The 13,587-nt window shown below is 38.2% G+C and carries 14 protein-coding genes and 1 rRNA gene; 7 read left to right on the top strand and 8 right to left on the bottom strand.

Features of this window, described 5'->3' with window-relative positions:
- Positions 1–471, top strand: a complete 471-nt coding sequence (gene bcp / locus A6754_RS18345) for a thioredoxin-dependent thiol peroxidase (RefSeq protein ID WP_066449177.1) — start codon at positions 1–3, stop codon at positions 469–471.
- A gap of 199 nt (positions 472–670) precedes the next feature.
- Here bcp and A6754_RS18340 read toward each other — a convergent pair whose 3' ends face one another.
- Positions 671–1,534, bottom strand: coding sequence for a DEAD/DEAH box helicase family protein (locus A6754_RS18340; protein ID WP_066449175.1), 864 nt, complete (start codon positions 1,532–1,534; stop codon positions 671–673).
- Positions 1,535–1,766: 232 nt separating this feature from the next.
- Between A6754_RS18340 and istA the strand changes: the two genes are divergently transcribed.
- From istA to A6754_RS18325, 3 genes are all read left to right on the top strand, one after another.
- The gene (istA, locus tag A6754_RS18335) at positions 1,767–3,329 is read left to right on the top strand and encodes an IS21 family transposase (RefSeq protein ID WP_016205450.1); all 1,563 of its coding nucleotides are present in this window, start codon (positions 1,767–1,769) and stop codon (positions 3,327–3,329) included.
- Between the two features lie 2 nt (positions 3,330–3,331).
- On the top strand, positions 3,332–4,096 hold the full coding sequence (gene istB, locus A6754_RS18330; protein WP_025909801.1) for an IS21-like element helper ATPase IstB: 765 nt from the start codon (positions 3,332–3,334) through the stop codon (positions 4,094–4,096).
- A gap of 124 nt (positions 4,097–4,220) precedes the next feature.
- Positions 4,221–4,664, top strand: coding sequence for a hypothetical protein (locus A6754_RS18325; protein ID WP_066449171.1), 444 nt, complete (start codon positions 4,221–4,223; stop codon positions 4,662–4,664).
- 104 nt (positions 4,665–4,768) lie between these two features.
- Here A6754_RS18325 and A6754_RS18320 read toward each other — a convergent pair whose 3' ends face one another.
- From A6754_RS18320 to A6754_RS18295, 6 genes are all read right to left on the bottom strand, one after another.
- Positions 4,769–5,497 (bottom strand): MerR family transcriptional regulator, encoded by a 729-nt coding sequence (locus A6754_RS18320; RefSeq protein WP_052651613.1) that lies wholly within the window; start codon positions 5,495–5,497, stop codon positions 4,769–4,771.
- A gap of 59 nt (positions 5,498–5,556) precedes the next feature.
- Positions 5,557–6,417: an Hsp33 family molecular chaperone HslO gene (locus tag A6754_RS18315; protein WP_066449162.1), complete on the bottom strand. Its 861-nt coding sequence runs from the start codon at positions 6,415–6,417 to the stop codon at positions 5,557–5,559.
- Between the two features lie 315 nt (positions 6,418–6,732).
- Entirely contained in the window at positions 6,733–6,984 is a 252-nt protein-coding gene (locus A6754_RS18310) for an AbrB/MazE/SpoVT family DNA-binding domain-containing protein (protein WP_082851736.1), read from the bottom strand.
- A 116-nt stretch (positions 6,985–7,100) separates the two neighbouring features.
- Positions 7,101–7,988, bottom strand: a complete 888-nt coding sequence (locus A6754_RS18305; protein WP_066449161.1) for a hypothetical protein — start codon at positions 7,986–7,988, stop codon at positions 7,101–7,103.
- A gap of 21 nt (positions 7,989–8,009) precedes the next feature.
- Complete coding sequence (locus A6754_RS18300) at positions 8,010–8,747, bottom strand: hypothetical protein (protein WP_066449159.1); 738 nt, start codon at positions 8,745–8,747, stop codon at positions 8,010–8,012.
- A gap of 15 nt (positions 8,748–8,762) precedes the next feature.
- The gene (locus A6754_RS18295; protein ID WP_465251930.1) at positions 8,763–9,458 is read right to left on the bottom strand and encodes a conjugal transfer protein TrbL family protein; all 696 of its coding nucleotides are present in this window, start codon (positions 9,456–9,458) and stop codon (positions 8,763–8,765) included.
- 252 nt (positions 9,459–9,710) lie between these two features.
- On the opposite strand from A6754_RS18295, the gene perR reads away from it, so the two are divergent.
- Complete coding sequence (perR, locus tag A6754_RS18290) at positions 9,711–10,148, top strand: peroxide-responsive transcriptional repressor PerR (protein WP_066449157.1); 438 nt, start codon at positions 9,711–9,713, stop codon at positions 10,146–10,148.
- 97 nt (positions 10,149–10,245) lie between these two features.
- Here the strand turns inward: perR and A6754_RS18285 are convergent, their stop codons facing one another.
- Entirely contained in the window at positions 10,246–10,608 is a 363-nt protein-coding gene (locus tag A6754_RS18285; RefSeq protein ID WP_066449155.1) for a YgzB family protein, read from the bottom strand.
- A gap of 266 nt (positions 10,609–10,874) precedes the next feature.
- Here A6754_RS18285 and A6754_RS18280 point away from each other — a divergent pair, with 266 nt between their 5' ends.
- Both A6754_RS18280 and A6754_RS18275 read left to right on the top strand, forming a co-directional pair.
- Positions 10,875–11,750 (top strand): nucleotidyltransferase-like protein, encoded by an 876-nt coding sequence (locus A6754_RS18280; RefSeq protein WP_066449152.1) that lies wholly within the window; start codon positions 10,875–10,877, stop codon positions 11,748–11,750.
- Positions 11,751–12,025: 275 nt separating this feature from the next.
- Positions 12,026–13,576 (top strand): 16S ribosomal RNA (locus tag A6754_RS18275).
- Positions 13,577–13,587 lie beyond the last annotated feature (11 nt).

The raw sequence follows: 13,587 nt of genomic DNA, 5'->3' as shown, positions 1-13,587 counted from the left end.
ATGACAGCAATTACAGGAGAATTCGCACCAGACTTTTCACTCCCGGCAAGTACAGGGGAGACATTTACATTATCAGAACACCGAGGCAAAAACATTGTGTTATATTTTTACCCAAAAGACATGACGCCTGGCTGTACGACACAGGCTTGCGATTTTCGTGATCGCCACAGTCAGTTTGCAGAAGAAGACACTATCGTGATTGGCATCAGCCCGGATCCTTTGAACAGACATGATAAGTTTGTTGAAAAGCATGAGCTGCCATTTCCGCTGCTTGCTGACGAGCAGCATACAGCAGCTGAACTATATGATGTCTGGAAGCTGAAAAAAAATTTTGGCAAAGAATACATGGGAGTGGAGCGTTCTACTTTCGTTATTGATAAAGAGGGACGGATTGCAAAAGAGTGGCGCAAAGTAAAGGTTAAAGATCATGTAGAGGAAGTCCACAGTTTTGTAAAAGAAGAGTTGAAATAAAGAGAAACCCAATTGAGCCGGATTTCCAGCCTATTTTACAATTTCAAGGCTTTTGTCCAATTCAAAAAGCGGCAATCTGAATATCATTTTATTAGGGCATACCTCCTCAGATAGTCATAATGCGGACCTTAAAAAGGTCCGTTTTTTTTATGACTTGAGCAGGAGAGAGGGCTGATGGGAGTTTAAGTAATTTTCACCTTTAAAACGTATATACTATATATGAATAATCAAAGATTATCGACTTTCCATATTGATGCACAAGTAATTCTGCGGTACTTTTTTTCTTCTCATCTTTAATAGCTTGTTTAAATGTTGCTGAGTATTCAAAAGAAAAACCTTCTTCCGATAATCTCTTTCGGAAATCATACCAAACATTACCTGACAATCCTTTATGCCCCTCATCAACCAGTACTAAGTTGTTTTTTTCGAAGCTATCGACAGAGACGGTTTTTTCTTTTCCTTTCTCAGCAAGTTTGTTAATATCAATCACAAATACTTCTGATTCATCTTGTAAAGTATCTTTTTCAAAGAAGTTACAAGGAATATTTGAAAGTCTCAATTCTTCAATATGTTGGTTTGATAGACCTTCGTTGGGAGTCAGAAGTATAATTTTATTTAACCTTATTGAATTATCATAATATTTAGCTTTGTTAATATACTTTTTATATTGTAGTATATTTACATGCATAATAAGAGTTTTACCACTACCTGTTGCAGACATATAGGCAAGTTTATTTAAAGAATATTTATCAAATTCAGTAAGAAAAGTATCATTATTATTATTAAATACTTGAACAAATTTATTCAAATCATCCACGAATTTTTCCCTATCAAGGAAAAATCTATCAAGATACATTTCTGTAAACAAAATAGAGAGGTATTGAAAGTATTTCAAGCTTATTTCATCTCTATTTTCACTGATATGTCTTACATATTGATAAATATTTTCATCATACTCTTTAAGTTTTTCTTTATTTAGAAAACCTAGTTTTAAATACTTTCTTATGATTAGTTCATAAAAGTACGAGTTGTTTTCTTCATTATATCCCTCTAAATCTTCCATTCTCATATCTTCAGATAACTCTTTAAAATTTGATTTACCAAATAGAGATAAAAAATATTTATTGAGAACTAAGGACGCATCGAGATCTAGATTACGTGTGACTGCTAGAATAAAGTGTACAGTTTTTGCTTGATAAGATGAAACGCTTATTTACCCAAATATACCAGCAAAAAATATCAACCTATCACTGTAAAATGATCATAGTTCATACTTGCAGTGGAGGTTAGCGAAGGTGGATAAGTGGGAAATGTACATGGAGATAAAGCAATTATTAAAGCAAGGATTTAGTCAGACAAAGATAGCTGAAAAGTTAGGGGTTTCTCGAACAACTGTTTACAGGCACTTAAAGAGATCTCCTTCGGAGATGGCGGAATGGGTTGATTCTCTTCAGTATAAAAAGAAAAAATTAGATCCATATAAAGAACTGATTTTATCTTGGTTGAGAATGCATCCGGATATGTCAGCAGCACAAGTTTATGATTGGCTTTTAGAGAAATATAAAGATCTAACTGTTGGAGAAAGTACAGTAAGAACATATGTAAAAGCATTAAGAGAAGAATACAAAATAAATAAGGAAACATCTCCTCGAATGTATGAGGCAATTCCTGATCCCCCAATGGGAGAACAAATGCAAGTAGATTTTGGTCATACGAGACAAAAAACTGTTGATAATAAGGAAGCCAAACTCAACTTTATAGCTTTTGTCTTATCACATTCTAGACAAAAGTATAAAGAGTGGTTGGATAGACCATTTACAACACGGGATGTTATACAAGCCCATGAGAACGCGTTTAAATGGTATGGAGGAATGACCAATGAGATCGTTTATGACCAAGATAGTTTAATTGTTGTTAGCGAAAATGGTGGAGATCTAATTTTAACTAAAGAATTTCAGCAGTATAGAGAATCCAGAGGAATAAACCTTCGGGTTTGTAGAAAAGCTGACCCTGAGAGTAAGGGAAGAATAGAAAATGTAGTTGGATTTATCAAACAAAACTATGCCAAACATAGAGTGTTTCATAACATCGACTCTTGGAATGAGCAAGGGTGGGAATGGCTGAACAGAACGGGTAACTATAAAATACACAATACAACAAAAAAGAGACCATTCGAAGTGTTCCTCCTGGAAAAGCAACACTTAAAACCAGTCTCCCAAAATATAGATATTCAAAATAACTATGAGATAAGTATAGCAAGATGTGTTCATAAGGACAATACTATTCGTTACCAATCTAATCGGTACTCTCTTCCACTTGGAACTTATAACAAATATGAAAAAGTATGTATCAAGGAAACGGAGACTAAAGAATTAGTTATTTATATACCTGATACTGGCGAAATTATTGCAAAACATTCAATTCCCGAAGGGAAAGGGATGTTAATAAAAGATAAAAAACATAGTAGGGATCGTACAAAAGGTGTTGGAGCATTCATTAATACAGTGGCTGAGAGATTTGAAGATAAAGAACTAGCCTTTAAATATTTAGAGAAGGTTAGGGAAAAAAATCCTCGTTACATTAAAGACCAGTTGCAAATCATCTTGCGCGAAACAAAAGGTATCGATAACGAAGTACTGACTAAAGCGTTAGCAGAGTGTTTAAAAAGGAAATTATACAGTGCAACTGATTTTGGCGATATCATTGCATATGTGAAACGTCAGCGCCAGGTACATGAAACAGTTATTGATAAAAAGAAAGAAGTTAAGACTTTGAACAGGCTATCAGAATGGGTTTTAGAAACAGAAGCATACAAAAGAAAAGTAGATACTTACACGGTTTTAATGGAGGTTGAATAGCGATGAGCCAAATCCAACAATTACAAGACATAATGAAAGGGTTAAGACTCGTTGAAACTGCCAAGCATCTCCCCCATTTGATCAGAGAAGCTGAGCAAAAAGACCTTTCATTTACTCAATTCCTGTTAGATGTCACTTCTTATGAGCAAACTCGAAGAGAAGAAAAGCAACTAAACAACCGATTAAAGTGGGCAACTTTTCCTTTCAGCAAAACACTTGAGGAGTTTAATTTAAAAGAACAAAAGTCTTTAAGCAACAAACAACTAAATAGATTAAAAGATTTAACTTGGATAGAACAGCTGTACAATTTGATTTTATTAGGGCCACCAGGTGTAGGTAAAACTCACCTGGCCGTAGGCCTAGGAATAGAGGCTATTAACCAAGGGTATAAAGCGATATTCACATCAATGGGAGATTTAATTCATAACCTGAAAACAGAAGAAATCACACGAAAGTCAAAAGCAAGAATGAAAAGAATTAGAGAGGCTGATTTAGTCATAATAGATGACTTAATGTTTATGGCAATGGATCAACAAGAAGCTAATATGTTCTTTCATTTAATTAATGACTTGTATAATCAGTCTTCCATTATCTTGACCTCTAATAAGGCACCAAAAGAATGGGGAGAATTATTGGGTGATCAAGCTATAACAACAGCAATTCTAGATAGGATTCTTCACCGAGTAGAAATCATTCATTTAAATGAAGATAGTTATCGTATGAAGCATCGTTCTACCATATTTGGGGAACAAAGTGTTTCAAAATAACGAGCAAAAATTGTTTCATTCTACTTGACGGTCACAAGTACTTTGACTTGTTGATTTTTTGCTAGATTGATCAGATCTAAATAGAAGGGAAGTTTCTCTTCAAATTGTAAGGGGGATGAGAGATATGAAAAAAAGCTCGGTGTTTATAGTTATTGGAATTCTAATCATAGTGTTAATTATATTTAAACCATTTCGTTTAGAACCGCCGACTCCAAAAATTTCAGCAGCAGAGACGCAAATACCAACAACACAAGGATCATATTGTTGGGATGGATTTTTATTTGCGCAATGTGTAGATACCATTCATACTACTCCAATCGACATGACAGAATCACATACCCCAACAAGGGTATCAAAAAACGAGAAAATCGCTATTGAATTCCCTATCGGTTATCAACCCAAAACCTTGAAATTAGAGCAATGGCTTGATGAAAATAATTCAAAAGTCATCGAAATAAATAGTGGAAAAATTAATGCACCAAATGAAAGTGGTATATATGCATATCATATAATTGCTGACTGGAATCAGGGAGATGGAAATTATGCGTTCTTGATAGAGGTAGAATAAACTTAAGTTTACATATCATGACTTATCGGAAGTTCTTTAAAAACAAATACAAGAAAGGAAGAGGGAAGCCAATTTATCAGCTTTCCTCTTCCTTATATATAAAATCACTTATGATTCAATGCTTGATTGATAAATTGGTATAGCTCGCCATCTATTTCATACTGCAGTTCGTTCCCTGGGTTTTCAGCGTGGAAATGTTCGGCTTGCTTGCGGAAAGTCCTATCGTCTTCGGAAAAGGCATTCACGATGTCATTCCATTTTCTCGCTAAATCTTGTACTTTTTCATCGGAAGGAGAAGCACCTTTTTCTTTTTCAAAACGAATTTCCTTGATAAGACCGTTAAATTCTTGCTCTGCTTGCTTTAAAAGTTGTTTGTCGGCGTTTTCATATCTGCTTTCCATGGTATCCAATTGCTGCTTCGAAAAGTATTTTTCCTTATTCATTTTCAGCGCCTCCATTAATTTAGTAAGTTCTGAAATCGAGAGGGTCCGGTTGCTGTGTACAGCCGATAACGCATTTTCCAACTCCGCTACTAGTTTTTGCTGAACCTCTATCTCTTTTTTGACTCGAGAAATTTGGGTTTGCAAAATCTCCGCAACGGTTTGTTCCTCCGGATTAGACAACAGAAGTTGTATTTCTTCTAACGATATTCCCATCTGCTTTAAGGACAAAATTGGCTGAAGACGTACCAAATCTGCTTTCGTGTAAAGCCGATGTCCTGACTCCGTATACTGAGAAGGTGAAAATAAACAGATTTGATCGTAATAGCGTAAAGTTCGAATCGTTAAACCCGTCAATTCTGCAACTTCTCCGACTTTCCAATATTCCTTCATTCGCTTAGCCTCCATTCAACACCATTTCTATTCACCAACTAAAAACGAGAAATTCGAAGTTAGAAGAGTTGCTGCATCTCCTTTTGCTCAAACGTGTAGGTTTTCCCGCAAATATGGCAAAAAGTTTCGATGTCTTTATTTCGTTCAATGCTCCGTTTGATTTCCTCTTCACTCAATGAATAAAGCATGCCATAGAACATTTCTTTACTGCACCCGCAGAAAAATTGACTGGAGCTATGGCCGATAATTTTTGCATCCCCAAAGAACTGGGTTAACGCTTCTTCGCTGTCACTCGCTTCTTCAGCGTTTAGTTTACTGAAAATATCCGGATTGGCTTTTACAATCATTTTCACTTCTGAAAGCAGTTGTGATGGTGCACCGGGAAGTAGTTGTGCATATAGTGCATGGCTGGAAAGAAGGGAAGCTCCATTATCCAACTGAATGTCGGAATAAAGATAGGTCGGCGTCTGATCACTCTGCACAAAATAGTTGGCGATATCATCCGTGATATGTTGATTTGGCATATCGGTAATGCTGGTGAATTGATTCATCTCAGAACCCTTTATGACACGGATCATCCCAGAAGGTCCAATCAAATCTTGCATCGACTTTTCTTCTATATTAGAAAATCTCAAAAGTTCCTCGTTCAGGTATCCTCTGACATTTCCATTCGCTTCGGCTTCCGCAAAAATCTTATGGCGAGGATTGCTCAACGTTACCTGGAGGCTCATTCGCTGGTTCCCTTTGAGCGTACCAGAGAGTATGCTCATTGCTGATATCGTTTTGCCTAACAACAGGTTAAGCGGTTTAGGTAGTTCCTGGTTTAAGGCATAGATATCGCGAAGCAGCTGGGTATTATCAATAAAATATAGACGAATTTGTTCTTCTTTAATTAACGTCTTTACAAGAACATTTTGCACAATGATTCCCCCCTTGTAAAAGTAGAATAGTTTCACTATAAAACATTACCCTACGTAAGGTTCAAGGAATAAATGTAATTTTTACGATATTTATTTTTAGTTAACATATGAGGGATTATCGGTAGTTTATCTAAATGAAATATATAATTACAAAACCAGTAATCTTTAAAGGTTACTGGTTTTATTTCAAATATTCAAAAAAAAGTTTAAAATCATGCGTAATCTTAGAAAATGGTACTGTGAAATTTTTAATATACTATTTTGAAAGATTTTAAAATGATAGATTTCAATTGAAATATTTAGTAAAAAATTGATTTATGATAAATTTAAATATTTTATTATCTCGGTTAATCCTTCTTTACTAATCCAAGCTTCACCAATACGAATCGCTTCATTCGTTACTTTTCCAGTGACAGCACACACGTATCTTTGGCGGTGGGGCTCAATGATAATCCGTCTTTCATCATGTGTAATATCTACACGATCTCCTTCTTTTAGCTGAAAGACATCTAAGATCTCCTTCGGAATCACCATACGTCCATGATTTGTTATCCGTTTTGTATGCACATCATCCCCCCTCACTTTTATCCGTCTTAGATTCTCTCGAAATCAAGTAAACTAATTATAATCGATTATTCGCCGTTCTTGATTCATAAATTGAGTACTCACGAAATATTCTTTACTCACTTCATTATAGAAGGCATTCTCTTCTTTTTTTCTTCAGTAGCTTGTGTCAAAGCAATATTTAATCCAACTGCTAAAAGTAAGATGATGGCTACTCCCACAAATAGTTTTGAGTTGCCCTGTTGACTAGTCTTTTTTAACTTCTTTTTAGAGGTTGATGGTTTAGCATTCTGAAACTGAACTTTATCTTTCACATGCGCACGAAACTTCTCGAAACCGTTGCGTTCGTTCAATAGCCTTTCCTGTTCTAGTTTCTCCGCTCTTCTTTGTTCCTCAAACTGTTCTATCTTTTCTTTTATATACCCTTCTATTTCATCAAGTGAATTGAGTTTCAAGAAAATCGTTTCCGCAAATCGAATTACTTCTTCACTTGGTTCTAAGAAATCCATCCTCTTTGGTCTATCTATTAGCTCATTCATCTTGGTCAAAGAGATGATAATCAATTCTTTCACAGCCGATACAGGATCCTTACTATCAGCAATGGACATGACGTCACTCTCGATGACCATTCCAAATAATCGTTTCGCCTCTCGATCTACTACGAAGTTCTCTTTTTGCCAAAGTACTTTGACTTGTTGATCTTTTGCTAGATTGATTAGATCTAAATAAAAGGGAAGTTTCTCTTCAAATTCAAAAGTTCGGAGTGCTGTAAATGCCATTAATCCTGTCACATCGTATTCATAACGTATCTGCCCTGCTTGGAAAGTGCCCTCTTTGACCGGCACTAAAGGTGTCGACTCATTAATACGTGAATATGATTTTTCATAAGTTTGCTCAATTAATCCCATGTCATCAGTTTGAAAAGCCGTCAGAGGCTGCAAAAAATATACCGAATCTTGATTAATCTCGATAGTTCCTACACGGTTAGCAATTGTTCGAATGACCATTTCTTTTCACCACCTTCATCACTATTGAAGTTCTGGATAGAGTTCAAGAATTTCTTTGGCTTCATCTCGAAACTCTTCTTGTTCGAACTCAACTTCACTTCCAGGTACATTAGATTGGATTTTGTTGTATTCTTCATCAATCTTCTTTATATCTAAGCTTTCAATGTGTAAGAAAGGTACGTGTGAAAAAGTAAGTTCATTTTCTTTAGTTTTCACAAAACTAATGGCGCCTGACTCTTCCTGTTCTTCGTCTTTGGAGTTCATTTCAATATCATTGAAAATTAATTGGCTAAGTTCAAAAACCTCTGATTTGTATAGTTCAGTATCGTCAAAATTGTAATCAACATCGTAGACCTCAATCTTATCGAAAGTACAATTTCCAAAGCCGCACGGCTCCGTACTCAATGCTTGAAATGTGATTGCTATATCTGATGACCCTTTTGCAATTAGACTGTTCGGATACTTTTCTAGAAAAGGTTGAATAACTACTTGTTGACCCAGTGAATTGACTGATTTAGTGAATTCCTCATTGTTACCCACTTCAATTTCTCCATTTTCAATCGCTGCATTAGCTTCGATTTCAAATTCCTTCATCTTTTCATCCAAAAATACAGTCATTTCTTCAGCTTTTACGATATCTTCATCTGTAAAAACTTCCTTGTTTTCATTTGTTTGATTCGACTCTCCATTGCTTGAATTACAAGCTATCAGTAAACTCGTCAGAATGACTATCAATAGTCCGAGAATAACTTTCTTCATGCTATCCATCTCCTTTTATCTTCTTGCTGCATATCTCGCCACATATTTCACAGATGAACCTACAGCACGAGTTGTGCCAGTTGAAGCTCCGAATTGATTAAGTAGTGTCGGTATAGACAAACCTACGATGAAGAAAATTACACCGAATACCATATTTCCCGACTCTAGACTCACCAAGGTTTTGATACCTAATACAAAACAAAGTAATTGCAGTGTCAACGTCAGAATGTTACTCACAACTGTCTTCAACCATAGATTAAAGAAATTGTATTGGTCATTCACGATTGTTGGAATCGCTAAGACACCTGTAATATACAAGATGACGAACAGAACAGTGCGATATAAGACAGATAGGAAGAATACAAACAAGATTGCTGAAACTACAATCATCAATACCAAGCCGTATCCTACTGAGTTCACAGCCATCACCTGCATAATGTCATAGTGTGTGGCTGGAGTCGTCAACATTATCTCCGTCAACAAATGTGTCAGTTCCAAGAGCCATTCAAATAACTGTGAGTAGATTCCTAGTAGAATACCCCCTGTCACAATAGCCACTAACTTGTCTTGAAGGGAGTTCATCCCCTCTTCGCCATTACCACTATATAAAATGATGATTTTCGTGGTCTGCCACAAGATAAAGATGGCCGCAATCGTCCACGCCAATGTCTTGAAGTTAAGCATATATCCCTCATAAACTGGATTTCCCATCACAATTTCAGAATCAATCTGAAATTTGCTGAAGCTATCAATTGCTCCAAAAACGAAACCGCTGATTGTAGTGAAGAAAAAGCCATTGGTATGACAGCCTATCTCATGCCACTTACAATTTAAAGAACCATGATTGTTGGACAGGCATATAGATGAAGAATGATTGTCATTGTTGACAAAGTCACTGTAAAATGAGTACACTATTTATAAACATTATAAAGTAATAATCTATGTTAGAAAGAGGTGCATGACGTGACGCACGATCAACTTAAAGAAGCTCTGGATACTTTAAAAGATACAGGAGTCCGCATTACTCCTCAGCGTCATGCGATACTTGAATATTTAATAAACTCCATGTCACACCCTACAGCAGATGATATTTATAAAGCTCTAGAAGGAAAGTTTCCGAATATGAGTGTGGCTACAGTTTACAATAATTTGAGAGTATTTCGTGAGGTTGGATTAGTAAAAGAACTAACTTACGGGGATTCTTCAAGCCGTTTTGATTTCATTACAACACAGCATTATCACGTAATCTGTGAGCAATGCGGCAAAATTGTTGATTTTCATTACCCGGGATTAGATGAAGTGGAGCAGCTTGCTTCCCATGTAACGGGTTTTAAAGTTAGCCATCACCGTATGGAAATCTATGGAACTTGTCCAGAGTGTCTTGCAAAAGAAGCGCATTAATCTAATTCATTGACTAGGCTGCCTGATCTGAGGCGGCTTTTTTATTTTGTCATTCATTGCAGAATAGGAACGAAATGGCCAAACAAAAAACTCGGCATTAATTTGCCGAGTTTTGCTGTGATTTACGATTGTATTTTTCATCAAACTCTTTGCCTTCTAATGTCTTGTCTAATGTTAAAGGCTCTTTGCAGTACATGCACATATCGACGCGTCCAAGTACCTTTGTATATTTACCGCAGCTTGGACACACAACTTGTACAGCTTTCGTGGATAATAACCCGATCCAGAAATAAACACCTGTACTAGCAACAATGAATATAGTTCCAAGCAGCATAAAAAAGGTCATGAGAACAGGAGATTCTCTAAAGAAGATTCCGATATACATAACAATAAAACCGACAAAGATCAAACTCAGTGCAAAGGTACGAATTTTATTGATTTTGCTTGAATATTTAGCCATGCAACACCCTCCTAAAAGTTAACTATAGCATATAAGCCTGCCTGCTATAAATATCAATTCCTATTCCTGTCGAAAATTGTCTCTGTTTTATGAAGGAATTCAACTTCATTTTGGCGAAAGTATTACATAAATGACCCTCTCTAACTGTCTGAATTCAATTGTTAGCAGGGAAAAGAGATCGTAACTGTTCGTTATGGTCTGGTATAATGGCTATTATTGATTGAAAAATGGATTGAAGTTTCACTTTAATTAATGGAGGAATTGTAATGGAAGATATTCTCCGCCCGATCTATCAGGAGCGGGCAAGCCAGGCAAACACAAAGGGTGTTTTGCTTGTTGAGAAGAGGCAGAAAGCACTGCCGACAACCGATACCTTTGATGCGGTTCTGCTGATTATTGTAACGGAAGCGGATGAACCGGTTTTTATTAAACATTATACATATATGGAAAAGAAGGCTGCATTATATATCATTACGGAGCAGCAGCTAAATGAATGGCTGCTGATTGGCACTAATAAAAAGGTGTTTGATTGGATTTATAATGGAAAGATTCTGTTTGATCGTAATGAATATATGCAAACGGCGAAGAAAGAACTGCAGGAATTCCCTTTTCACGGACGTAAGTTGAAAATGGGTCTTGAATTTGCCAAACTTATTAAGCGGTATATGGACGGAAAAGCATTTTTTGAGAACAAACAATATTTTGATGCATACAATCATATTGTTCATTCATTGCATCATTTGGCCAGACTTGCTGTAATAGACCATGGCTTTCATCCGGAGAATACGGTTTGGAATCAGGTCAAACAAATCGAGCCAGAGATTATGAAGTTATATGAAGAGTTAGTGAATAGCCACGAGCCTTTAGAAAAACGGCTTGAGCTATTGTTTCTAGCAAGTGAGTTTCTGATTCATTCAAGAACCAAGGATGGAATCAGCCATCTTATTGATATTTTAAGTGAAAGAGAACATTGGACTGTGCAGGAGATCTTAAATCATGAAGAACTCGGCTTATATGCAGTAGATTTAACGATGCTTCTAGAGTATCTGATTGATAAGCATTATGTTGAGGTTGTGAATGTGGAGACCAAAGGAAAAGGGATACTCCATCGCTATTATAAAGTCGGGAAAAAATTATCGTAAAAAAGTTTTAAAAAGTATTGACCTTTAATAAAATACTTGGTATATTTATATCCGTCGCTGAGAAACGAACAAAAAACGTTTTTGTAGCTGACGGATATTTTTTAAAAAAGTGTTGACATGAAAAACTCAACATGTTATATTAAGAAAGTCGCCTCGGAGCGACACTTAAGAAAAATTGCTCTTTGAAAACTGAACGAACAATAAAACGTCAACGTTTAAAAAAGATTCTTCGGAATCAACAATGTACATTATGTACACAAGAGCTAATCAACTCTTTCTTGGAGAGTTTGATCCTGGCTCAGGACGAACGCTGGCGGCGTGCCTAATACATGCAAGTCGAGCGGACGGATGGGAGCTTGCTCCCAGACCGTCAGCGGCGGACGGGTGAGTAACACGTGGGCAACCTGCCTGTAAGACTGGGATAACTTCGGGAAACCGGAGCTAATACCGGATAATGCTTTTGGACTCATGTCCTTAAGCTGAAAGATGGTTTCGGCTATCACTTACAGATGGGCCCGCGGCGCATTAGCTAGTTGGTGAGGTAACGGCTCACCAAGGCAACGATGCGTAGCCGACCTGAGAGGGTGATCGGCCACACTGGGACTGAGACACGGCCCAGACTCCTACGGGAGGCAGCAGTAGGGAATCTTCCGCAATGGACGAAAGTCTGACGGAGCAACGCCGCGTGAGTGATGAAGGTTTTCGGATCGTAAAACTCTGTTGTTAGGGAAGAACAAGTACCGGAGTAACTGCCGGTACCTTGACGGTACCTAACCAGAAAGCCACGGCTAACTACGTGCCAGCAGCCGCGGTAATACGTAGGTGGCAAGCGTTGTCCGGAATTATTGGGCGTAAAGCGCGCGCAGGCGGTCCTTTAAGTCTGATGTGAAAGCCCACGGCTCAACCGTGGAGGGTCATTGGAAACTGGGGGACTTGAGTGCAGAAGAGGAGAGTGGAATTCCACGTGTAGCGGTGAAATGCGTAGAGATGTGGAGGAACACCAGTGGCGAAGGCGACTCTCTGGTCTGTAACTGACGCTGAGGCGCGAAAGCGTGGGGAGCGAACAGGATTAGATACCCTGGTAGTCCACGCCGTAAACGATGAGTGCTAAGTGTTAGAGGGTTTCCGCCCTTTAGTGCTGCAGCAAACGCATTAAGCACTCCGCCTGGGGAGTACGGCCGCAAGGCTGAAACTCAAAGGAATTGACGGGGGCCCGCACAAGCGGTGGAGCATGTGGTTTAATTCGAAGCAACGCGAAGAACCTTACCAGGTCTTGACATCCTCTGACACTCCTAGAGATAGGACGTTCCCCTTCGGGGGACAGAGTGACAGGTGGTGCATGGTTGTCGTCAGCTCGTGTCGTGAGATGTTGGGTTAAGTCCCGCAACGAGCGCAACCCTTGATCTTAGTTGCCAGCATTCAGTTGGGCACTCTAAGGTGACTGCCGGTGACAAACCGGAGGAAGGTGGGGATGACGTCAAATCATCATGCCCCTTATGACCTGGGCTACACACGTGCTACAATGGATGGTACAAAGGGCTGCAAGACCGCGAGGTTTAGCCAATCCCATAAAACCATTCTCAGTTCGGATTGCAGGCTGCAACTCGCCTGCATGAAGCCGGAATCGCTAGTAATCGCGGATCAGCATGCCGCGGTGAATACGTTCCCGGGCCTTGTACACACCGCCCGTCACACCACGAGAGTTTGTAACACCCGAAGTCGGTGGGGTAACCTTTTGGAGCCAGCCGCCTAAGGTGGGACAGATGATTGGGGTGAAGTCGTAACAAGGTAGCCGTATCGGAAGGTGCGGCTGGATCACCTCCTTTCTAAGGATGAA

Source organism: Cytobacillus gottheilii (assembly GCF_001636345.1).
GTDB classification, from domain to species: Bacteria; Bacillota; Bacilli; order Bacillales; family Cytobacillaceae; genus Cytobacillus; species Cytobacillus gottheilii.
Note: the sequence above shows the minus strand (reverse complement) of the source record. Positions and strands in the feature narration are given on the sequence as shown.